This is a genomic window from Streptococcus infantis, from assembly GCF_047463275.1.
Classification (GTDB): Bacteria; Bacillota; Bacilli; order Lactobacillales; family Streptococcaceae; genus Streptococcus; species Streptococcus infantis_AF.
In genome coordinates, this window is the sequence record NZ_JASHEE010000003.1 from 43,596 (window position 1) to 66,020 (window position 22,425).

At 40.2% G+C, this 22,425-nt stretch carries 20 protein-coding genes; 18 read left to right on the forward strand and 2 right to left on the reverse strand.

Translation table 11 applies throughout. From position 1 onward, the window contains the following. The first annotated feature begins 172 nt into the window (after positions 1 to 172). From QM923_RS04885 to QM923_RS04910, 6 genes are all read left to right on the forward strand, one after another. Positions 173 to 2,167 (forward strand): peptide ABC transporter substrate-binding protein, encoded by a 1,995-nt coding sequence (locus QM923_RS04885; RefSeq protein ID WP_414288230.1) that lies wholly within the window; start codon positions 173 to 175, stop codon positions 2,165 to 2,167. Positions 2,168 to 2,232: 65 nt separating this feature from the next. Then, positions 2,233 to 3,729: an ABC transporter permease gene (locus QM923_RS04890; protein WP_414291077.1), complete on the forward strand. Its 1,497-nt coding sequence runs from the start codon at positions 2,233 to 2,235 to the stop codon at positions 3,727 to 3,729. Further along, a complete protein-coding gene (gene oppC, locus QM923_RS04895) occupies positions 3,729 to 4,655 on the forward strand; it encodes an oligopeptide ABC transporter permease OppC (RefSeq protein WP_414291078.1) in 927 nt (308 codons plus the stop codon). The genes QM923_RS04890 and oppC overlap by 1 nt, the downstream gene beginning before the upstream one ends. A gap of 8 nt (positions 4,656 to 4,663) precedes the next feature. After that, on the forward strand, positions 4,664 to 5,731 hold the full coding sequence (locus tag QM923_RS04900; protein WP_414291079.1) for an ABC transporter ATP-binding protein: 1,068 nt from the start codon (positions 4,664 to 4,666) through the stop codon (positions 5,729 to 5,731). A gap of 10 nt (positions 5,732 to 5,741) precedes the next feature. Continuing rightward, complete coding sequence (locus QM923_RS04905) at positions 5,742 to 6,668, forward strand: ATP-binding cassette domain-containing protein (RefSeq protein WP_414291080.1); 927 nt, start codon at positions 5,742 to 5,744, stop codon at positions 6,666 to 6,668. 155 nt (positions 6,669 to 6,823) lie between these two features. Further along, complete coding sequence (locus tag QM923_RS04910) at positions 6,824 to 7,024, forward strand: hypothetical protein (RefSeq protein ID WP_006147852.1); 201 nt, start codon at positions 6,824 to 6,826, stop codon at positions 7,022 to 7,024. A gap of 242 nt (positions 7,025 to 7,266) precedes the next feature. Here QM923_RS04910 and QM923_RS04915 read toward each other — a convergent pair whose 3' ends face one another. Next, entirely contained in the window at positions 7,267 to 12,543 is a 5,277-nt protein-coding gene (locus QM923_RS04915) for an SIALI-17 repeat-containing surface protein (RefSeq protein WP_414291081.1), read from the reverse strand. A gap of 313 nt (positions 12,544 to 12,856) precedes the next feature. Between QM923_RS04915 and QM923_RS04920 the strand changes: the two genes are divergently transcribed. The 12 genes from QM923_RS04920 to QM923_RS04975 all read left to right on the forward strand — a co-directional run bounded on the left by QM923_RS04920 (position 12,857) and on the right by QM923_RS04975 (position 20,522). Then, a complete protein-coding gene (locus tag QM923_RS04920) occupies positions 12,857 to 13,102 on the forward strand; it encodes a YneF family protein (RefSeq protein WP_004251708.1) in 246 nt (81 codons plus the stop codon). 207 nt (positions 13,103 to 13,309) lie between these two features. Continuing rightward, entirely contained in the window at positions 13,310 to 14,104 is a 795-nt protein-coding gene (racE, locus tag QM923_RS04925) for a glutamate racemase (protein ID WP_414291082.1), read from the forward strand. Next, entirely contained in the window at positions 14,101 to 15,072 is a 972-nt protein-coding gene (locus tag QM923_RS04930; RefSeq protein ID WP_368909445.1) for a nucleoside-triphosphate diphosphatase, read from the forward strand. Before racE ends, QM923_RS04930 begins: the two co-directional genes overlap by 4 nt. After that, the gene (locus tag QM923_RS04935; protein WP_414291083.1) at positions 15,048 to 15,569 is read left to right on the forward strand and encodes a metallophosphoesterase; all 522 of its coding nucleotides are present in this window, start codon (positions 15,048 to 15,050) and stop codon (positions 15,567 to 15,569) included. The genes QM923_RS04930 and QM923_RS04935 overlap by 25 nt, the downstream gene beginning before the upstream one ends. Beyond that, positions 15,566 to 16,027, forward strand: a complete 462-nt coding sequence (gene cbpB / locus QM923_RS04940) for a cyclic-di-AMP-binding protein CbpB (protein WP_414291084.1) — start codon at positions 15,566 to 15,568, stop codon at positions 16,025 to 16,027. The genes QM923_RS04935 and cbpB overlap by 4 nt, the downstream gene beginning before the upstream one ends. Beyond that, positions 16,024 to 16,758: a site-specific tyrosine recombinase XerD gene (gene xerD / locus QM923_RS04945; protein WP_414291085.1), complete on the forward strand. Its 735-nt coding sequence runs from the start codon at positions 16,024 to 16,026 to the stop codon at positions 16,756 to 16,758. Before cbpB ends, xerD begins: the two co-directional genes overlap by 4 nt. Next, entirely contained in the window at positions 16,758 to 17,492 is a 735-nt protein-coding gene (locus tag QM923_RS04950) for a segregation/condensation protein A (RefSeq protein ID WP_414291086.1), read from the forward strand. The genes xerD and QM923_RS04950 overlap by 1 nt, the downstream gene beginning before the upstream one ends. A gap of 12 nt (positions 17,493 to 17,504) precedes the next feature. Then, positions 17,505 to 18,074, forward strand: coding sequence for an SMC-Scp complex subunit ScpB (scpB, locus tag QM923_RS04955; RefSeq protein ID WP_414291087.1), 570 nt, complete (start codon positions 17,505 to 17,507; stop codon positions 18,072 to 18,074). Then, on the forward strand, positions 18,061 to 18,786 hold the full coding sequence (locus QM923_RS04960; RefSeq protein ID WP_004251725.1) for a pseudouridine synthase: 726 nt from the start codon (positions 18,061 to 18,063) through the stop codon (positions 18,784 to 18,786). Before scpB ends, QM923_RS04960 begins: the two co-directional genes overlap by 14 nt. Next, complete coding sequence (yidD, locus tag QM923_RS04965) at positions 18,786 to 19,022, forward strand: membrane protein insertion efficiency factor YidD (protein WP_414275052.1); 237 nt, start codon at positions 18,786 to 18,788, stop codon at positions 19,020 to 19,022. Before QM923_RS04960 ends, yidD begins: the two co-directional genes overlap by 1 nt. A 114-nt stretch (positions 19,023 to 19,136) precedes the next feature. Further along, entirely contained in the window at positions 19,137 to 20,201 is a 1,065-nt protein-coding gene (pepA, locus tag QM923_RS04970; protein WP_414291088.1) for a glutamyl aminopeptidase, read from the forward strand. Positions 20,202 to 20,225: 24 nt separating this feature from the next. Next, positions 20,226 to 20,522: a bacteriocin immunity protein gene (locus QM923_RS04975; RefSeq protein WP_414291089.1), complete on the forward strand. Its 297-nt coding sequence runs from the start codon at positions 20,226 to 20,228 to the stop codon at positions 20,520 to 20,522. 29 nt (positions 20,523 to 20,551) lie between these two features. Here the strand turns inward: QM923_RS04975 and QM923_RS04980 are convergent, their stop codons facing one another. Beyond that, positions 20,552 to 22,183, reverse strand: a complete 1,632-nt coding sequence (locus tag QM923_RS04980; protein ID WP_414291090.1) for a Na/Pi cotransporter family protein — start codon at positions 22,181 to 22,183, stop codon at positions 20,552 to 20,554. Between the last annotated feature and the right edge of the window lie 242 nt (positions 22,184 to 22,425).

Below are 22,425 nucleotides of genomic sequence, written 5' to 3' on the forward strand. Positions count from 1 at the left end.
TTTATTATTATACCTTGAAAATTGTTTCTCGTCAATAGTTTTCTTTTCTGAAAACATAAGATTCAAATGTTTAAAAAAACATGCGACAAAATATTCTGAAAATTCGTTTACTTTTTAAAAAAACTGTGGTATAATCATCAATATCCACTATTTAAAACGAGGAGTTTAAAAAATGAAAAAAAGTCGGATTCTTGCGGTAGCGGGAGTATCCTTGCTTGCAGTCGGAGTACTTGCTGCATGTTCAAATTCAAATGCAGGTTCAAGCAACACAAAATTAGCATCAGATTATAAATACGTTTATTCAGTTGATCCTGAAACATTGGATTATGTTGTTAACAACGTTGACTCTACTTCTTTTGTTACTACAAATGCGGTAGATGGTTTGCTTGCTAATGATAAATATGGAAACCTTGTACCATCGATTGCTGAATCATGGACAGTTTCACAAGATGGTTTGACTTACACTTATAAGATCCGTAAGGATGCTAAGTGGGTTACTGCTGAAGGAGAAGAATATGCTCCAGTTAAAGCCCAAGACTTTGTGACAGGTTTGAAACACGCGGTAGAAGGCAAATCAAAAGGTTTGTCAGTTATTAGTTCATCAATTAAAGGACTCAACGCTTACATTAATGGTGAAACAAACGACTTTTCAACGGTTGGTGTAAAAGCAGTTGACGACAACACTCTTGAATATACATTGAACCAACCAGAAACTTTCTGGAATGACAAAACAACAAACGGCGTGATGATGCCAATTAACGAAGATTTCCTTAAATCAAAAGGGGAAAGCTTTGGTGCACCTACAGATCCATCTTCTATTTTGTACAATGGACCATTTGTTTTGAAATCAATCACAGCTAAATCATCAATTGAAATGGCTAAGAACGACGCTTATTGGGATAAAGATGCTGTTAAAATTCAAAACATCAAATTTACTTACTGGGATGGTAAAGACCAAGATGTTGTTGCCAAAGGATTCTCAGAAGGACAATACAGTAAAGCTCGTATCTATCCTACTAGTTCAACATATGAAAAATATGCGTCTGAGTTCAAAGATAATATCTTCTTTAATGAACCAGGATCAGCTATCGCTACTGTAAGTGTGAACTATGGTCGTACAACTTATAACCATACTTCAAAAACAACAGATAGCCAAAAAGAATCTACAAGAAAAGCTTTGCTAAACAAGGAATTCCGTCAAGCTCTTAACTTTGCGGTAGACCGTAATTCATACTCGGCTCAGACAAATGGTACAGAGGGAGCTGCGGTTGGAATCCGTAATACTTTCTCACCATATGATCTTCAAGTTGGGGACAAACAGTTTGGTAAACTTGTAGAAGAAAGTCTTGCGAAGACAAACTCAAGCACATGGTCAAACGTATCGCTTGCTGATTCGCAAAATGGTCTCTACAACGAAGAAAAAGCTAAAGCTGCCTTTGCAAAAGCAAAAGAAAGCTTGAAAGCAGAAGGGGTAGAATTCCCAATTCACTTGGATGCTCTAACAATCCAAGAGTCTACAGCAGTTGTAAACCGTGTTCAATCACTTAAACAGTCTATTGAAAACGTACTTGGAGCTGACAATGTTGTCATCGATCTTCAACAAATGACTCAAGCAGAAGCATTACCACTTTCATTTAGTGCTCCAACAGCTAAAGAACAAGACTGGGATATTCATACCTTGACTGGATGGAATCCTGATTACCAAGATCCATCAACTTTCTTAGACCAGTTCACGATTAAAGGCGGTAATACTCGTTTGATTATGGGTATCGATAAAGATACTGATGCATCAGTTATCCAAAAACTTGGTTTGTCTGACTATGAAAAATTACTTGATGAAGCAAACAAAGAAAATCAAGACGTTCAAAAACGTTATGAAAAATATGCCCTTGCACAAGCTTGGTTAACAGACAACGGTTTGACAATTCCTGTAATGGCAGGTCCGAAAGAAACTGCTGTATCATTTGTATCTAAAGTTATTCCATTTACTTCTTCATACTCAGTTGCGGGTCTTAAAGGAGAAACCTCAGGTTACTTGAAGTACACTGAAGTTGGTGAAAAACCTATTACAAAAGAAGAATACCAAAAAGCTCGTGAAAAATGGCTCAAAGAAAAAGCTGAATCAAACGAAAAAGCTCAAAAAGAATTAGCGAGCCACGTGAAATAAATAATGCTCATCAGAACTTTCTCTCCAAAAGGAGAAGGTTCTTTTGGGATTTTAAAGGAAATAATATGAAAAAATATGTTTTTATGCGTATCTTGCGGTCGTTAGTTTCTATCTTTTTAGTAACGACCTTGATTTACACAATCATCTATACGATGGTTCCACGGAAGTTGATCTTCAAACAAGATACTAACTACAATAAAATTGCAACAACAGCTGATAAACGTGATAACTATGAAAATACCGTTTTTGAGCGTATGGGGTATATCGAATATTACGATACGAAAGAGTTGCAGGAAAAAGCTAGTAGCATTGACCCTTCTGTAACCGTTGATGCAAACGATACAAATAAAGCTATCTACGAAAAATATATCCAACAACTTGGTAACGGTTGGACTTTGGGTGTATTCACAGAGAGCGGACAATTCTATGCTACTCGTGAAATCCCTATTTTCGAGCGTGTGTTCAAATTCTATGCAAACTTGCTTGACATTGACCATACAAACAAGATTCAAGACCCGGAAAATCCTAATTTAGAGCGTTATTTGCGATTTGAAAACGATCCGGCTATTGGATGGTCTCTAGTAGGTTCAGGGACTAAACATAAATACCTCTTGTACTTCAACAGTCAATTCCCATTTGTTCACCAAAACTTTGTCAACTTGAACTTAGGAGATTCTTACCCAACTTATGCCAATACTCCTGTTCTTCAAGTTATCACACAAGGTCAAGGACAAACCAAGACTTCAGAAGTTCAATTCCCAACTGGTAAGAAAACATCATCAGTTAACATTTACTCAAGAACCTACAAATCTCCAAGTCAAGCAGATGCACGTGAAGTAGCAAACTATGGTAAGGATGATCCTTATACAGCTACTGAAAGTAACTATCAGTATCCATCAATGATTGCAAGTTCTGCTATCACAGGTTTGATTGGTCTTGCTATTTCATACGCGATTGCAATTCCACTTGGTTCTGCAATGGCTCGATTCAAGAATACTTGGATTGATAGTTTCTCTACAGGAGCTTTAACATTCTTACTTGCTCTTCCAACTATCGCTCTTGTCTATATCATTCGTTTGATTGGTTCTTCAATTGGATTCCCAGATTCATTCCCTATCTTGGGTGCTGGAGACTGGCGTTCATATGTACTACCTGCAGTTATTCTTGGTTTACTTGGTGCACCTGGTTTAGCTATCTGGATTCGCCGTTACATGATTGACTTACAATCACAAGACTTTGTTCGTTTTGCTCGTGCAAAAGGTCTTTCTGAGAAAGAAATTTCAAACAAACACATCTTTAAAAATGCCATGGTACCGCTTGTTTCAGGTATTCCAGGTTCTATTATCGGTGTTATTGGTGGAGCTACTCTTACAGAAACAGTCTTCGCCTTCCCAGGTATGGGTAAAATGTTGATTGACTCTGTAAAAGCGTCAAATAATAACATGGTAGTTGGTCTAGTTTTCATCTTTACTTGCGTCTCAATCTTCTCTTACTTAATTGGGGATATTTGGATGACAATTATTGACCCACGTATTAAGTTGACAGAGAAAGGAGGCAAATAATGTCTACAATGAATAATGATAAATTTCAGTTTGTAAAACGTGATGATTTTGCCTCTGAAGCAATTGATACTCCTGCCTATTCATACTGGGGTTCTGTCTTTAGACAGTTTTTCAAGAAAAAATCAACAGTCATCATGCTCGGTATCTTGATTGCCATCGTTTTGATGAGTTTCATCTATCCAATGTTCTCAGATTTTGACTTTAACGATGTTAGTAAGGTAAATGATTTTAGTGCTCGCTATATCAAACCGAATGGTGAATATTGGTTCGGTACAGATAGTAACGGGAAATCTCTCTTTGATGGTGTCTGGTTTGGAGCTCGTAACTCTATCTTAATTTCTGTAATTGCGACCTTTATCAACCTTGTTATCGGTGTGATTGTAGGTGGAATTTGGGGTATTTCAAAATCGGTAGACCGTATCATGATGGAAGTCTACAACGTTATCAACAATATTCCATCGCTATTGATCGTTATCGTTTTGACTTACTCTATCGGAGCAGGTTTCTGGAACTTGATTTTTGCCATGAGTGTGACTACATGGATTGGTATTGCTTATTCAATCCGTATTCAAATCATGCGTTACCGTGATTTGGAGTACAACCTTGCTTCACGTACACTCGGAACACCAACTTACAAAATCGTCATAAAAAACATCATGCCTCAATTGGTATCTGTTATTGTTACGACTATGTCACAAATGCTCCCTGCATTTATCTCATATGAAGCCTTCCTATCATTCTTTGGACTTGGCTTACCAATCACAGTACCAAGTTTGGGACGTTTGATCTCAGATTATTCTCAGAACGTAACTACAAATGCCTACCTCTTCTGGATTCCATTGACAATTTTGGTTTTGGTTTCCTTATCACTTTTCATTGTTGGACAAAACTTAGCCGATGCTAGTGATCCACGTACACACAGATAGGAGTAGAAATGACGAACAATAAAAATGTAATTTTATCTGCTCAAGATATTGTCGTGGAATTTGATGTTCGTGACAAAGTTTTGACCGCTATTCGCGGAGTTTCTCTTGAGTTGATTGAAGGAGAAGTTCTTGCCTTGGTTGGAGAATCTGGTTCGGGTAAATCAGTTTTGACAAAAACTTTTACAGGAATGTTAGAAGAAAACGGGCGTATCGCTCAGGGGAGCATCGATTACCGTGGACAAGACCTAACAGCACTTTCGTCTCACAAAGATTGGGAACAAATTCGTGGGGCCAAGATTGCAACTATCTTCCAAGATCCTATGACTAGTTTGGACCCAATCAAAACAATCGGAAGCCAAATTACTGAGGTTATCATTAAACACCAAGGTAAAACAGCTAAAGAAGCAAAAGAAATGGCTATCGACTACATGAATAAGGTTGGTATTCCTGATGCTGAAAAGCGTTTTGAGGAGTATCCATTCCAATATTCTGGAGGGATGCGTCAACGTATCGTTATCGCTATCGCTCTTGCCTGTCGTCCAGATGTGCTTATCTGTGATGAGCCAACAACAGCTCTTGACGTAACTATTCAGGCTCAGATTATTGACTTGTTGAAGTCTCTACAAAATGAATACCACTTTACAACAATCTTTATCACACACGACCTTGGTGTGGTAGCAAGTATTGCTGACAAAGTTGCGGTTATGTATGCTGGTGAAATCGTTGAGTATGGTACAGTTGAAGAAATCTTCTACGATCCACGTCACCCATACACATGGAGCCTCTTATCAAGTTTGCCACAGTTAGCTGATGATAAAGGAGAACTATATTCAATTCCAGGTACTCCTCCGTCACTATATACAGAATTAAAAGGTGATGCATTTGCTCTTCGTTCAGATTACGCAATGAAGATCGATTTTGAAGAAAAAGCACCTCAATTTGCTGTGTCAGATACTCATTGGGCTAAAACATGGTTACTTCATGATCAAGCACCAAAAGTTGCAAAACCAGCAGTAATTGCAGATTTACATGACAAGATTCGTGAGAGAATGGGTCTTGTTCATCTAGAAAACTAGGAGGAAGGAAATGTCTGAAAAATTAGTAGAAATTAAAGACTTAGAGATTTCCTTCGGTGAAGGAAGCAAAAAGTTTGTAGCCGTTAAAAATGCTAACTTCTTTATCAACAAAGGTGAAACTTTCTCTCTAGTTGGTGAGTCAGGTAGTGGTAAAACAACGATTGGTCGTGCGATTATCGGTTTGAATAATACCAGTAAAGGGGATATCCTCTTCGAAGGTAAAAAGATCAACGGTAAAAAATCACGAGCTCAAGAAGCTGAAGTAATCCGTCGTATTCAAATGATTTTCCAAGACCCTGCTGCTAGTTTGAATGAACGTGCAACAGTTGACTATATCATTTCTGAAGGTCTTTATAATTTCCATCTATTTAAGGATGAGGAAGAAAGACAAGAAAAAGTTAAAAAAATCATTAGTGAAGTTGGACTTTTGGCTGAACATTTGACACGTTATCCTCATGAGTTTTCAGGTGGACAACGTCAACGTATTGGTATCGCTCGTGCCTTGGTTATGCAACCTGACTTTGTAATCGCAGATGAGCCGATTTCAGCCTTGGACGTTTCAGTTCGTGCCCAAGTTTTGAACTTGCTCAAGAAATTCCAGAAGGAATTGGGCTTGACCTATCTCTTTATCGCCCACGATTTGTCAGTAGTTCGTTTTATCTCTGATCGTATTGCGGTAATTTATAAGGGTGTTATTGTTGAAGTGGCTGAAACTGAAGAATTGTTTAACAATCCAGTTCATCCATACACACAAGCACTTTTATCAGCTGTGCCGATTCCAGACCCAATCTTGGAACGTAAGAAAGTTTTGAAAGTCTATGATCCAGACCAACATGACTATGAAACAGACAAACCTTCTATGGTTGAAATTCGTCCAGGACATTATGTTTGGGCTAACCAAGCAGAATTGGAACGCTATAAAAAAGATATGAAATAATCACTAAAGTTTTATAATCTAGCTAGAAAGCTTCTAGAAAGATTATGAAACTTTTTTATTTTGCAGATAAAAACTTGATAATCTATATAAATTTGATATACTGAATACAATAAGAACTAATCTGTTAGAAATGACATGAACTAGGGGAGAATCACATGGACAACCAACCAAATTTTTTTACAGGAATGGCTAGAATTATTGGGACATGCCTCTGGGTAAAAGGAATGGAAGTACTGACTGAGAAGAAGGAATCTGAGCCAAAAGCCTTAGAGGTCGTTAAATTTCTTGCGGCTTATAAAATGATATCTGCTCTGCCTTGGATTGCGGGACTTCCTAGAAAGGAAGATAAAAAATGAAAATTATTTGGGATATTTTATTTTATATCCTAGTCAAGCCACTGATTACGATTGTAGAATTCATTTGGTATCACATTTGTTTATTTTTTTATGAACTCCTTTTGAATTTGTTATATTCGATTTTTAACTGGATTTATAACTGGCTTTTTAGTTTATTTTAAAAGACTCTGAAAGAAATCAAAAGGATGAGTAATTTACTCATCCTTTTTCTATTTATCTAAATCTTTATAGATTTATTGGGATCACTCTTTTTTACCTTTAAGCAAGAAGGCAGAAGTTAAAGCTAGACTGAGACTTGCCATGAAGAGGAGTGGGCTAGACTCTTCTCCAGTGGCAGGAAGCTGTTTGTCATTTGTAGAATTTTCACCATTGAGCTGGTTTTTATTTGCTAATGGACTAGCTTCTTCGATTTGACTTGAGCTTGGTTGTTGGACTTCTGTTTCAGTCTTGTAGACGATAGCATAAGTAGTCAAATCAATGGTGAGAAACTCAAGCATGCCATTACGAATTGTGAAATCTTGTGCTTTCAAGTCTTTTTCTGGACTGAAGCGATAGAATTCTTGGACTGTGCCAGAAATTGGTAACCGAACCAGTACAGCACCTTTTGCTTGGATTAGTTGACCATTTTCATTCTTGAGTTGAATGTCGTAGGCATCATATTTCTTGCCCAAGAGTTCTTGCTTGTCTACTTTCTGGATTTCAAGATAACTTGCTTCACCTAGCTCATTTGCTCCACTGATGACTTGAACTCCGGTAGCCTGGTCTTTTAAGGCTTTGAGTTTAAACTCAGGAAGAGAGATGATAGGCGCTGATTGGTCGCTCGCAGTACCGATAGGGCCAGTGTATTCAGGAATATCCACGATAGGAGCTGCTTGGTCGCTCGCAGTACCGATAGGCTTAGTATATTCAGGAATATCTACGGTAGGCGCTGCCTGGTCGATCGCAGTACCGATAGGCTTAGTATATTCAGGAATATCCACGACAGGCGCTGCTTGTTCCCCTGCAGTACCGATAGGCTCAGTGTATTCAGGAATATCTACGACAGGCGCTTCCTGTTCTCCCGCAGTACCGATAGGCTCAGTGTACTCAGGGATATCCACAATAGGCGCCGCTTGGTCGCCCGCAGTACCGATAGGCTCAGTATACTCAGGAATATCTACGGTAGGCGCTGCTTGTTCCCCTGCAGTACCGATAGGCTCAGTGTACTCAGGAATGTCCACGATAGGCGCTTCCTGTTCTCCCGCAGTACCAATTGGGTCAGTATATTCAGGAATGGTTACTACTGGAGCAGGCTCGTCCCCTTTGCTTGTAACAACTGGATCTTCTATAGGTGCAGTTTCCCCTTTTGGAAAGACTGTTACAATAGTACTGCTTCGTGTTTCTCCTAGGATAGCATAAGCTTCTATTGGATTGCCAGTTTTACGTTCCGTAGTTTCAGGAATGTCGATTTCTACCTTGTTATCCTTTATGCTTAATACAGTTTGCTCGCCAGAAGTGACAAGATGATTTTCATCGACTTTTCTTAGGAGTAGGGGATCTGTAACACCAGGGAATGTCACAGCAACAGCATCCCAGTTACCAGTTGGTAAAGTTAGGGTAACTGTCTTATCTTCTACCTTTATAGGTTCGAGGCTTGGTGTATTTAATGATACTGATGGAGCTTTTAGAATATCGAATGAATCAAGGGAGATTTTCTTTCGACCGTCTGGAGAATCCGGGTCCACTTTCAAAGTTAGGACATGATCACCATCTGCTAGATTAGTAAACTCTCCAATCAATGCTCCTTTTTCGGTAGCTCCAGCAGTGTAAAAGTCAAGGCTTGGCATTTCTTTTCCATCGAGAGTCACAAGTGCCTTACCAAGGGCAGATGTTTTCAGTCCATAGATACGGATACCTGTACCAGAGAATGGAATTCTTGCAGTTGCTTCAGGGGCGAGACTATCGTCTGCATTAATATCTGCATATTTCTCTGTAGAAGCATAGAGTTCCGCATCAGTCCAGTCTTTAAATGCTGAGCCGTACTGGATACGAGAATCACGATCATCTATCTTCTCAACTGTTTCTCCTTGACCTGGGAAGACCTTGAAGTAGTCTAAGGAAATTTTTGAGCGTTCACTTCCACGTCCCTTATGTTCACGCTTAACAGTGATAGTCATGAGGTGAGGGCCTGAAGAAAGATTTGTATAACGACCAATTAGGACACCCTTTTCAGTAGCTCCATCTGTATAGAAATCAAGCTCACCAACAGATTTGCCATCGATTGTAACCTCAGCAAGTCCTAATTGAGAAGATTTGAGTCCGTAGATTTCAATACCAGGTCCATTGAAAGGAATGGTTGCTGTTGCATCTTTATCGGAATAATTCCCATTTGAGATATCGGCGTATTTTTCTGTTCCGCCAAAGAGTTCTGAGTCAGACCAATCTCCAAAGGCAGCGCCATACTGAATGCGAGAGTCACGATCGTCCATGAGCTCACTAAAGGCGGAAATTGAAGCAACATCAGAAACAGGTGTTGAACGGTCTCCTAGCATAGCCTTAACGGTATAAGTATAGGCATGGCTTGAATCAATAGAACGGTCGATAAAGCGAGTTTGGTTGGTTGTAAACTCACGGACAGTAGAAGTTTGACCAGTTTCATCTCTACTTTCCCGATGGATGACATAATGAGTCGCCCCTTCAACTGTATTGAAGTTGAGTTCAGCAGTCGTTGAATCTTTTCGTTGGGCAGTCAGACGAGTAATACGACCAGGGAAGTTTTCAAAGGTAATGACATCGCCCTTTTGAGTAGCAAGCTGGATGCGATTGTCTTTGATGCGGGTAGCTTGTACTTCCTTACCGTTTACCTTGACAAGGCTAGCTTCGATATTTGGATAGTCTACGACTAAATCTCCACCCACATTAGAAATGAAAGATAGCGTTTCAAGATTCTTTTCTTTCCATTTCATACTGACTTCAAAGTTCCCACGAGCGACTAAACCTGAAACTTGACCGTCTTTCCAGGCATCTGGAAGGGCTGGTAATGGAGCAATGTAGCCTGTGTGAGACTGAAGGAGCATTTCTGCCATACCGCTGGTTGCACCAAAGTTTCCATCAATTTGGAAAGGCGCGTGCGTATCCCAGAGGTTTTCTAGAGTTGAGGATCTGAGTTGTTCTGCCAATAAACGGTGGGCACGATTTCCATCTAGGAGACGAGCCCAGAGGTTGATTTTATTAGCCTTAGACCAACCGGTACCACCATCTCCACGATGGTTTAAGGTTGCGCGTGCTGCTTCTAGATATTCAGGCTGATCCTTGCTAAATAGTGTACCTGGGAAGAGACCAACTAGATGAGAAACGTGACGGTGGTGGTTTTCAATTCCTTCGTTAGTGAATTGAGGACTGTCTTCTTCGTACCATTCCTTGATGCGGCCATCTTGGTTGATATGAAGTGGTTTGAGCTTGTCAAATTTAGCTTTCACTTCGGTAACTAAGTCTTGGTCGACATTGAGATGATTGGCTGCTTCCATATAGTCGTGGAATAGTTGCCAAACCAGAGATTGGTCGAAGGTATTTCCAATCGTGATAGTTCCATGCTCTGGTGAATAGGATGGAGAAGATACCCAACGGTCACTAGCTTTGTCGTAGTGCAAGAAGGAATTCCAGAACTTGGCTGTTTCCTTGAGCATTGGATAAATCTTTTCTTTGAGATAAGTTTCATCCTTGGTGAATTTGTAGTAGTCATAGACGTTCTGCATCATCCAAGCATTGGCAGCAGGAGACCAACCCCAGTAATAATTCCAACCTGGAGTTGTCCAGCCAAATGGTGTTGCCTGAGTATGAACCAACCAACCGTTTTCTTGGCCTTCTTTGGATTCGATACCTGCATATTCTTTAGCAGCGATACGACCATAGTAGCGCATGTCATCAATATAATTGACCATTGGCCTAGCAGTTTCTGCAAGATTGTTCATGTAGGCAGGCCAATAGTTCATTTGAAGGTTGACATTGAGGTGGTAGTCTGAGTTCCAAGGTGGATTGTCTACAGCATTCCAGACTCCTTGCAAGTTGGCAGGAAGGGCATCTGTCCGATCACGGGAAGAACTAATGAGTAGATATCGTCCGTATTGGAAGAAGAGCTCTTCTAGTTTTTGCCCTTTTTCTGGGTTGTAGGTATGCAGAGCTTCTTTTGTAGTTTGGCTAGACTTGCTACCGCCAAGATTTAGTTGAACACGATTGAAGAGACTTTGATAATCCTTGATGTGGTTATTTTTTAGGGTTTCATAATCTTTTGCCTTGGCAGCTTCTACGATAGACTTAACAGTATTTTCTAGGTCAATATCCTTACGATAATTGGTTTTCGGATTTTGAGCAAAGTTGGTCTTGGCACTGAGTAAAAGGGTCGCATAGCTGGCTCCGGTGACAGTTAAATAGCCATCTTGTGCAGTGACTTGTCCGTCTGTCTTGATTCCGAGATAGGAAGCAAATTTCAGACCATTGTCTTTGACAGTTCCTTTGAGCAAAATACCATTAGAATCAGTCGTAACTGCTCCTTGTTTATAATTCGAATATTCCCAGGAGTAGTCGCCATTCGCAATCAAATCTTCAGTCAAGCTATTCCAGAGTGTAAAATCAAGCGTCTTATCCCCTTTTTTACTCAAGTGGGTCACAGTAACATCGTCAGGATAGCTAGAGAAGGTTTCGCGTTTAAAGTTTGTACCGTCTTGGGTATAAGAAGTGGTCGAGATGGCCTCAGAAATATCTAAACCACGATGATAGTCGGTAACATTCTCCAAGCCTTTCTTTTGGTTGTTAAAGACCATAAAGATATCACCAAAAGATAAGTAACGACCATACTGAGCATTGTTTGGTCCGACTAGGTTGCGCTCCGCTAATTGTTTTGCTTTTTGGCGGTTTCCTTCTTCTAATGCCTTACGAATTTCTGCTAAGACCTTATAGCGGTCTTGATAGTTCCCCCCATTATAATCGGTGCTATCCGGTTGCGGCCCACCAGACCAGAGAGTTTTTTCATTGTATTGGATTCTTTCTTCACCGATGAGCCCAAAAACTTTTGCCCCCATTTCTCCATTTCCCACTGGCAGGGCTTGTTTTTCCCAGCCGTCATAAGAAGGAGCAGTTGGTTGGTCGTAATGAAGTTGATAGTTTTCTTGCTTAGTCATAGGAAGTTCTGGTTTTTCACTCTCCTTATTTTCAGAAGGTTCAACTACAGCGTTAGTCTCTGATTGATGATGTATTTGAGGTGTTTCCTTTTCAGGTTTTACCTCTTTGTCAGCTAATTCAGTAGAAGTTTGATTTTCTGTGCTTGGTTGATTTTCCTTACCCTCTTGAGTGGGTTCCTCTACTTTTGTATTCACTTGAACCGTAGTCTCACTGACACTTGCTTGATTTTCTTTCACTTCGATGCCATCGGCAGCTACATTCTGTGTTGCTAGAAAAACAGCTCCCAGTAAAACAGAAGCAGTTCCAACGGTCAATTTTCGGATGCTATACTTACAGGATTTTTCCCAATAGCTCTTCTCCATAAAAACTCCTTTCTCAAATCTGTAAGCGCATACATTTTCTTGTAAAAAAAAATAAGCCTTGCAGAAAGATGTTTCCTTTGTTTTGTATAATCTTAATATAGCAAATAAATCGATTCAATGCAAGGTTTTTTAGGAAAAACTGAATTATTTTACCAAATTTTAGTTCTTTTTTTAATTTTATTGAATTAAAAAAGATAGAGCAGAAAAAGAATCTGAGTAATGTCCTACCCTTTTGAAAGCGTAAATCAAACTAGTCAGGCGTGGGACTTTATGGTATAATATAGAAGATTCAAAAAGAAACAGGAGAAATATTATGGACCTTATTTTAGCAATTGTCTTGATTGTTTTAGCTTTTCTTGGTGGAGCACTTGGAGGAATGTACTTGGTGCGCAAGCAAATTGAAAAAGAATTTGCGGATAACCCACGTTTGAATGCAGAAGCAGTTCGTACTCTGTTGAGTGCAAATGGTCAAAAACCAAGCGAAGCTAAGGTGCAACAAGTGTACCACCAAATCATTCGCCAACAAAAAGCAGCCCTTGCTAACAATAAAAAGAAATAAATAGGAAAAGTCTGGGATGAAAATTCCAGACTTCTCACTATGTTCAACTGATATTTAAGGATAAGACTTTTTCCTTGCATTCTATTGATATTTGATTATGATTAAGAGGGAGATAGTCTGGAGTTTACCAGTCTGTCAGAAATTTCAGTGAGAAATGTAATGATAATGAACTATCAATCAGAAAAATAAGACTAGAAAGAAGACTGTATGGATAATCGACCAATTGGTTTTTTGGATTCGGGCGTTGGAGGCTTGACCGTTGTACGTGAGCTCATGCGCCAGCTTCCTCATGAAGAAATCGTCTATATTGGAGATTCGGCACGGGCACCTTACGGGCCTCGTCCTGCTGAGCAAATTCGTGAATATACTTGGCAGTTGGTCAACTTTCTTTTGACTAAGGATGTCAAGATGATTGTCATCGCTTGTAATACTGCAACAGCAGTTGTTTGGGAAGAAGTCAAGACTAGGTTGGATATCCCTGTCCTGGGTGTCATTTTACCGGGTGCGTCAGCGGCTATCAAATCCAGCCAAGGTGGTAAAATTGGTGTAATCGGAACACCTATGACTGTATCATCTGACATCTATCGTCAGAAAATCCATGATCTGGATCCGGATTTACAGGTGGAAAGCTTGTCCTGTCCCAAATTTGCTCCCTTGGTTGAGTCTGGGGCCCTTTCAACCAGTGTGACCAAGAAAGTAGTTTATGAAACTTTGCGTCCATTAGTGGGCAAGGTAGACAGCTTGATTTTGGGTTGTACCCACTACCCGCTCCTCAGACCCATTATCCAAAATGTGATGGGACCAGAAGTGAAACTGATTGATAGTGGAGCAGAGTGTGTACGGGATATTTCTGTATTACTTAATTATTTCGAGATTAATCGTAGCCGGGATGCTGGCCCTCTACAACACCGTTTTTATACGACTGCAAATAGCCATAGTTTTGCTCAGATTGGAGCGGAATGGCTAGAAAAAGAGATTCATGTGGAGCATGTAACATTATGACAAACAAAATTTATGAATACAAGGATGACCAGGACTGGTATGTAGGTGTCTGGGACGTCTACGGTGGAATCTATAGCCTCATAAAAGATCCTCTTGATCTCGATTTTATGGATTTGGCTCGCATTTTCCGTGATGAGGAAAATGGTTTTCCAATCACGATTACGGTGATGCGCTGGTCTTCCAACTTCCGCTTGCTCTCTTTTATCGTTGAGATTTTAAATGCAGAAGCTGGTCGAAACTTGGAAGTCATTCAACGCCAAGGTGCCTTGCTCTTAGTTGAAAATGGACAACTCTTGCATGTGGAATTGCCTAAAGAAGGAGTAAATGTCGAAGCCTTCTTTGAAACTAGCAAAGTCAGAGAAACCTTGTTGATAGCGACTCGTAATGAAGGGAAGACCAAGGAATTTCGTGCTATCTTTGACAAACTTGGATATGATGTGGAGAATCTCAATGATTACCCAGATCTGCCTGAAGTTGCTGAAACTGGTATGACCTTTGAAGAAAATGCTCGGCTTAAGGCTGAAACCATCTCCAAATTGACAGGTAAGATGGTTCTAGCAGATGATTCTGGTCTTAAAGTCGATGTCCTCGGTGGATTGCCAGGCGTTTGGTCAGCTCGATTTGCAGGAGTGGGAGCCACTGACCAGGAAAACAATGCTAAACTCTTGCACGAATTAGCCATGGTCTTCGAACTCAAGGACCGTTCGGCACAATTCCACACCACTTTGGTTGTGGCTAGCCCAGGTAAGGAAAGCTTGGTGGTCGAAGCCGATTGGCCAGGCTACATTAACTTTGAACCTAAGGGTGAAAATGGTTTTGGCTATGACCCTCTTTTCCTAGTAGGAGAGACTGGGAAATCATCAGCTGAATTAACCCTTGAAGAAAAAAATAGTCAATCTCACCGTGCCTTAGCCGTTAAGAAACTTTTGGAGGTATTTCCATCATGGCAAAGCAAACCATCATTGTAATGAGCGATTCCCATGGAGATAGCTTGATTGTAGAAGAAATACGTGATCGCTATCTTGGGAAAGTTGATGCCATTTTTCACGATGGTGACTCGGAGCTTCGCCCAGATTCACCAATCTGGGAAGGGATTCAGGTAGTTAGAGGAAACATGGATTTCTATTCAGATTATCCAGAACGCTTAGTGACTCAACTGGGTCCTACCAAGATTATCCAGACTCACGGACACTTGTTTGATATTAACTTCAATTTCCAAAAACTAGATTTCTGGGCTCAAGAGGAAGGTGCTGATATCTGTCTCTATGGTCACTTGCATGTACCAAATGCTTGGATGGAAGGGAAGACTCTCTTTCTAAATCCAGGTTCTATCAGTCAACCACGTGGAACCATCAGAGAATGTCTCTACGCTCGTGTGGAAATTGATGACAGCTATTTCAAAGTGGACTTTTTGACACGTAATCATGAGGTTTATCCAGGCTTATCCAAGGAGTTTGCTCGATGATTGCCAAAGAGTTTGAATTCTTTTTGCTGGAGCAAGAGGAAACCTTTTTGACTCCTGCTGAAAATTTGGCTGTGCTCATTGATACTCACAATGCAGATCATGCAATTCTCCTCCTTAGCCAGATGACTTATACACGAGTTCCAGTAGTTACTGCTGAGAAAAAATTTGTTGGGACCATAGGGCTTAGAGATATTTTTGCATACCAAATGGAGCAGGGCTTGAGTCAGGATGTCATGGCAGATATGGATATCGTTCACATGACAAAGAAGGATGTGGCAGTGATCAATCCAGATTATACACTGACGGATGTTTTACATAAGCTAGTGGATGAGTCTTTCCTGCCAGTCGTTGGTAAGGATGGTCTTTTCCAAGGAATTATCACGCGGAAGTCAATCCTCAAGGCTGTCAATGCCCTCCTGCATGATTTTAGTAAGGAATATGAGATTCGAAGCAAATGAGAGAATGGATTTTAACATTTTTAGAAGAAAAGCAAAATCTATCTAGTAATTCTAAACAGTCTTATAAATATGACTTGGAGCAGTTTTTAGATCTTATTGGAGAACGAATTTCTGAGACAAGTTTAAAAATTTACCAAGCTCAACTATCAAATTTTAAAATTAGTGCCCAAAAGCGTAAAGTTTCTGCCTGCAATCAATTTCTTTACTTTTTATACCAGAAAGGAAAGATTGGCACCTTTTATCGTTTGGAATTGCCGAAACAGGCTGAGAAAAAACAAGTCAAGTCAGAGCTTTTGGACTTGAATTCTTTCTGGCAAGAAAGTACCTATGCAGAAGGGCGTTTAATAGCCTTATTGATAGTTGAATTGGGCCTCTTGCCTAGTGAAATTCTAACCATAAAAATTAGTGATGTGAATCTAGATTTCCAAGTATTGAGAATCAATAAAGCCTCTCAACAAAGAATCTTGAGTCTTCCCACAAAATTACTTGCAGAGTTAGAACCCTTGATGGGACAGACCTACCTCTTTGAAAAAACTGGTAAGCCATACTCTCGTCAATGGGCCTTTCGTCAGTTAGAAGCCTTTCTAAAGGAAAAAGGTTTTGCAGATTTATCGGCTCAAGGATTGAGAGAACAGTTTATACTGAGACAAATTGAAGAGAAGGTTGACTTGTATGAAATCGCCAAAAAATTGGGATTAAAAACAGTCATGACCTTAGAAAAATATAGATAATGGATATTAAATTAAAAGATTTTGAAGGGCCTTTGGACTTGCTCTTACACTTGGTTTCAAAGTATCAGATGGATATCTATGATGTACCGATTACAGAGGTTATTGAGCAGTATCTAGCCTACATATCAACCTTACAAGCTATGCGTTTAGAAGTGGCAGGTGAATATATGGTGATGGCTAGCCAACTGATGCTGATCAAAAGTCGTAAGCTCTTGCCAAAGGTTGCGGAAGTGTCTGATTTAGAGGATGACCTAGAGCAGGATCTCCTTTCTCAGATTGAAGAATACCGCAAGTTTAAACTTTTGGGAGAGCAGTTGGAAGTCAAGCACCAAGAACGAGCTCAATATTACTCAAAAGCACCTACTGAGTTGATTTATGAGGATGCTGAACTCGTGCATGATAAGACCACGATCGATCTTTTCTTAGCCTTTTCAACCTTATTGACCAAGAAAAAGGAAGAATTCTCGAAAAACCATACAACCATTTTACGAGATGAGTATAAGATTGAGGATATGATGGTCATCGTTCGGGAATCCTTGGTAGAAGGGCAACAACTATGTCTGCAGGATTTGTTTAAAGAAACCAAGGATTTACAAGAGGTTATTACACTTTTTTTAGCAACCTTGGAGTTGATTAAAACCCAAGAAATTTTCTTGATTCAAAAAGAGAGTTTTGGAGATATCTATCTCGTAAAAAAGAATGAGGAAAATCAAGTAGAGCAAAGTCAGGCTTGATAGAGAGGAAGTATGAGTACTTTAGCAAAAATAGAAGCACTCCTGTTTGTGTCAGGTGAAGATGGAATTAGGGCTCGCCAGTTAGCAGAGCTCTTATCGTTACCACCAACAGGGGTTCAGCAGAGTCTTGAAAAATTAGCCAAAAAGTATGAAAAAGACCAGGATTCTAGTCTGGCACTGATTGAGACAGGAGGGACCTACAAATTGGTAACCAAGCCTCAATTTGCTGATGTTTTGAAGGAATATTCTAAGGCGCCCATTAACCAGAGTCTATCTCGGGCTGCGCTTGAAACCTTGTCCATCATTGCTTATAAGCAACCTATCACACGTATAGAAATCGACGCTATTCGTGGGGTTAATTCGAGTGGGGCCTTAGCTAAGTTACAGGCCTTCGATTTGATAAGAGAAGATGGAAAGAAAGAAGTTCTTGGTCGCCCTAATCTCTATGTAACAACGGATTATTTCCTAGATTACATGGGTATTAACCATTTGGAAGAATTGCCTGTGATTGATGAGCTTGAAATTCAAGCCCAAGAAAGCCAATTATTTGGTGAAAGGATAGAAGAAGATGAGAATCAATAAATATATTGCCCACGCAGGTGTGGCCAGTAGGAGAAAAGCAGAGGAGTTAATCAAGCAAGGCTTGGTGACTGTTAACGGTCAGGTAGTACGTGAATTAGCGACAACCATTAAGTCTGGCGATAAGGTAGAAGTTGAAGGCCAACCCATCTATAACGAAGAAAAGGTCTACTATCTACTTAACAAACCACGCGGTGTGATTTCTAGTGTGACAGATGATAAGGGACGTAAGACTGTTGTCGATCTTTTGCCTAATGTGAAAGAGCGTATCTACCCTGTAGGACGTTTGGACTGGGATACATCAGGTGTCTTGATTTTGACAAATGATGGTGACTTTACAGACGAGATGATTCACCCACGTAATGAAATCGATAAGGTCTATGTGGCGCGTGTAAAAGGGATTGCTAACAAGGAAAACCTCCGCCCCTTAACTCGTGGTCTTGAGATTGATGGTAAGAAAACCAAGCCAGCGGTTTATGAGATTCTTAAAGTAGACCCAGTCAAAAACCGTTCTGTTGTACAGTTGACCATCCATGAAGGACGTAACCACCAGGTTAAAAAGATGTTTGAAGCAGTTGGGCTTCAAGTGGATAAGTTGTCTCGGACACGTTTTGGACACTTAGACTTGACGGGTCTTCGTCCAGGAGAATCCCGTCGTCTCAATAAAAAAGAAATCAGCCAACTACACACCATGGCTGTAACAACTAATAAATAATGAAACGAATTTTAATTGCGCCTGTGCGCTTTTACCAACGCTTTATATCCCCTGCATTCCCACCTTCTTGTAGATTTGAGCCTACTTGTTCAAACTACATGATTGAGGCTATTGAAAAGCATGGATTTAAGGGGGTTCTGATGGGATTGGCACGGATATTGCGATGTCATCCTTGGTCTGAAATAGGTAAGGACCCCGTACCAGATCACTTTTCTTTAAAGAGAAATTCAAAATAAAAAGAATCACAGTCGTGATTCTTTTTTGGTGTAGATAGATCTATAGATTGATGATTTTCACTACCCTTCTCCTATAAAAAGTGGTAAAATGGTTGAAAGAAAGAAGGGATAGAAATGACAACATTATTTTCTAAAATCAAAGAAGTGACAGAACTTTCTGCTATCTCAGGTCATGAAGCACCTGTACGCGCTTATCTTCGTGAGAAAATAACACCTCATGTGGATGAAGTAGTAACAGATGGCCTAGGTGGTATTTTTGGTATCAAACATTCAGAAGTTGCGAATGCACCTCGCGTCTTGGTAGCCTCTCACATGGATGAAGTTGGTTTTATGGTGAGTGAAATCAAACCAGATGGGACCTTCCGAGTAGTCAGCATTGGTGGTTGGAATCCTATGGTTGTTAGCAGCCAGCGTTTTAAACTCTTTACGCGCCAAGGACGTGAAATTCCAGTCATCTCAGGTTCAGTACCTCCACATTTGACTCGAGGCACAGGCGAGCCAACCATGCCAGCTATTTCAGACATCGTCTTCGATGGTGGTTTTGCGGATAAGGCTGAGGCTGAAAGCTTTGGTATCCGTCCTGGTGATACCATCGTTCCAGATAGTAGTGCAATCCTAACAGCTAACGAAAAAAATATCATCTCAAAAGCATGGGACAACCGCTACGGAGTTCTCATGGTGAGTGAATTGGCAGAAAACTTGTCAGGTCAAAAACTAGGCAATGAACTTTATCTTGGTGCCAATGTCCAAGAAGAAGTCGGACTCCGTGGTGCCCATGCATCTACAACAAAATTTGATCCAGAAGTATTCCTTGCGGTGGATTGTTCACCTGCTGGTGATGTTTATGGTGGTCAAGGTAAGATTGGTGATGGAACCTTGATTCGTTTCTACGATCCAGGTCACTTGCTCCTTCCAGGTATGAAGGATTTCCTTTTGACAACAGCTGAAGAAGCTGGCATCAAGTATCAATACTACTGTGGAAAAGGTGGAACTGACGCTGGGGCAGCTCATCTGAAAAATGGTGGCGTACCATCAACAACAATTGGTGTTTGTGCCCGTTATATCCACTCTCACCAAACCCTTTATGCTATGGACGATTTCCTTGAAGCTCAAGCTTTCTTACAAGCCTTGGTAAAAAAATTGGATCGTTCTACAGTAGATTTAATCAAAAATTATTAAACAGAAATGATGGAGGTGATAGGGATGGAAGAACCAAACCTAGAAACCTTGATACGGGATCTTTACAATAATGCCCGTCAAAACCTGAGTGAAGATCTAGTGCTTGCACTTGTAGAGACTGCTAAGCGATTGCCCAGTACCAATGAGCGATTGCTAGCAGTACGGCTATCAGGTCTGGTCACTCTTGAACTTCTCAAGAATCCCAAGACCCCAGCGCCAGAGTTAGTCAATCTGGCCCGCTTTATCCAAAAGGAAGAAGCGAGATACAGGGGTGCAGCCGCATCTTCCTTTATGATTGGAGAGCTATTTAAAATGCTTTGATTCGAAAGAATCAAAGCATTTTTTTCGTTTTAAATTTGTTCTGCCAAAACCTTTTCAGCAAGGTTCATAGCGTGGTCTGATACACGAGTGTAGTGTGAAATAATATCGATAAAGTTGACACCTGCTTGGGTAGAACATTCTCCGTTATTAAGACGTTTGATATGTGTCTTACGAAGAACACGTTCCATATTGTTGATGTCTTCGTGACGTTCCATAAGGGCTTGAGCTTGTTCAAGATCATTATTTTCAACACTCTCAAGAGCATCTTTGACGAATTCACTAGTTTTAAGATAAATCTCTGCTAGTTCTTCTAAGGCAGCCTCAGAGAATTGAACATTCTTGCGTTGCAAGTAATCGTTAAGATTGAGCAGGGCTTCTGCGTGGTCTCCGATACGTTCCAAGTCTCGTGAAGAGTCAAGGATATTGGTTAAGACTTCACTCTCTTTTTGGCTCAAAGCTTCACCAGATAAACTAATGAGGTAACGAGTCAATTTTTCATCAATGGTATTGATAGCTTCTTCAGTCTTATGTCCTTTTTCTGCAACTTTTTCATTAGAGTTGATGATATAGTCGTAAGAGAGGTCAAAGGCTTTCGCAGCATAATTACCCAAGTGTAGAAGTTCTTTTTTAGCATTTCCAAGAGCGATAGATGGAGCTTGTTTGATCAGTTGCTCATCAAGGTAAAGTGGCTCGTATTTGACAACTTCGTCTTCTCCAGGGATAAGTTTGGTTACCAAGAAGGCAAGAGCTCCGATGAATGGAAACTGAATGATTGTATTGGTAATGTTGAAGGTTCCGTGGGCGAAGGCAATGGTCATTTCTGGAGCTAGATTTAAGAAGCTCTCAAACCATTGGATTAAGCCTGTAAATGGAACGAGGAAGATAATACAGATAACAGTCCCGATAACGTTAAAGGCTACATGAGCTGCTGCCACACGTTTGGCTGCAATATTAGCACCCAAGGAAGCTATAATAGCAGTGATGGTTGTTCCAATGTTATCTCCAAAGAGAACTGGTAGTGCACCCTGAAGGTCAATCAGATTACTAGCGTAGAGATTTTGTAGAATCCCGATGGTCGCTGAGGAGGCTTGAATCAGAAGGGTTAAACCTGTTCCGACAAGAACACCCAAGATTGGATTTTTACTAAGTTCTACCATGTAGTCTTTAAAGACTTGTAAATCTTTAAGGGGTTCCATAGCGCCACTCATAAGATTGAGGGCAAAGAAGATACCACCGACACCAAAGACGATTCGTCCGATGTTATTGATGGTTCTATTTTTGGTGAAGAAGAGACAGACTGCTCCGAGAAAGAGCATAGGTAATGCGTAGTCTCCCAATTTAAAACCAATGATAAAGGATGTGACAGTTGTTCCTATATTGGCACCCATGACAATCCCAATGGCCTGACGTAAAGTCAATAGTCCAGCACTAACCAGACCAACTGTAATAACCGTAACACCTGAACTCGATTGAATCAGGGCGGTCATCCCAATTCCAACTAAAATTCCAAAGAAAGGATTGCTAGTATATTTGTCAATGTAAAATCGAAGACGATCTCCAGCTGCTTGTTGCAAACCGTCCCCCATGGTTTTGATACTATATAAGAATAGTCCCAGGCCACCTAAAAAGTGAAATGCAATTTCCTGCCAATTAATGGACATTTTATTTTCCCTCCGAAAACTAATCGCGGAATTTCTCCCATTCTATTTTAAAGGATTAAGAGCAATCTAACAAGTAGTAAACGCATTTTTTTAGAAAAATATCATGAAAATGTAAAAAAGGCAATTGATTGTCTAATTTATATCATTTATTCACCCCTTTATAGATATTTTAGAATGACTGTTGACTCTACTTATAAATATCGTAAAATAAAAATGAACAGTTCTGCTATTTTAAGGGCAGT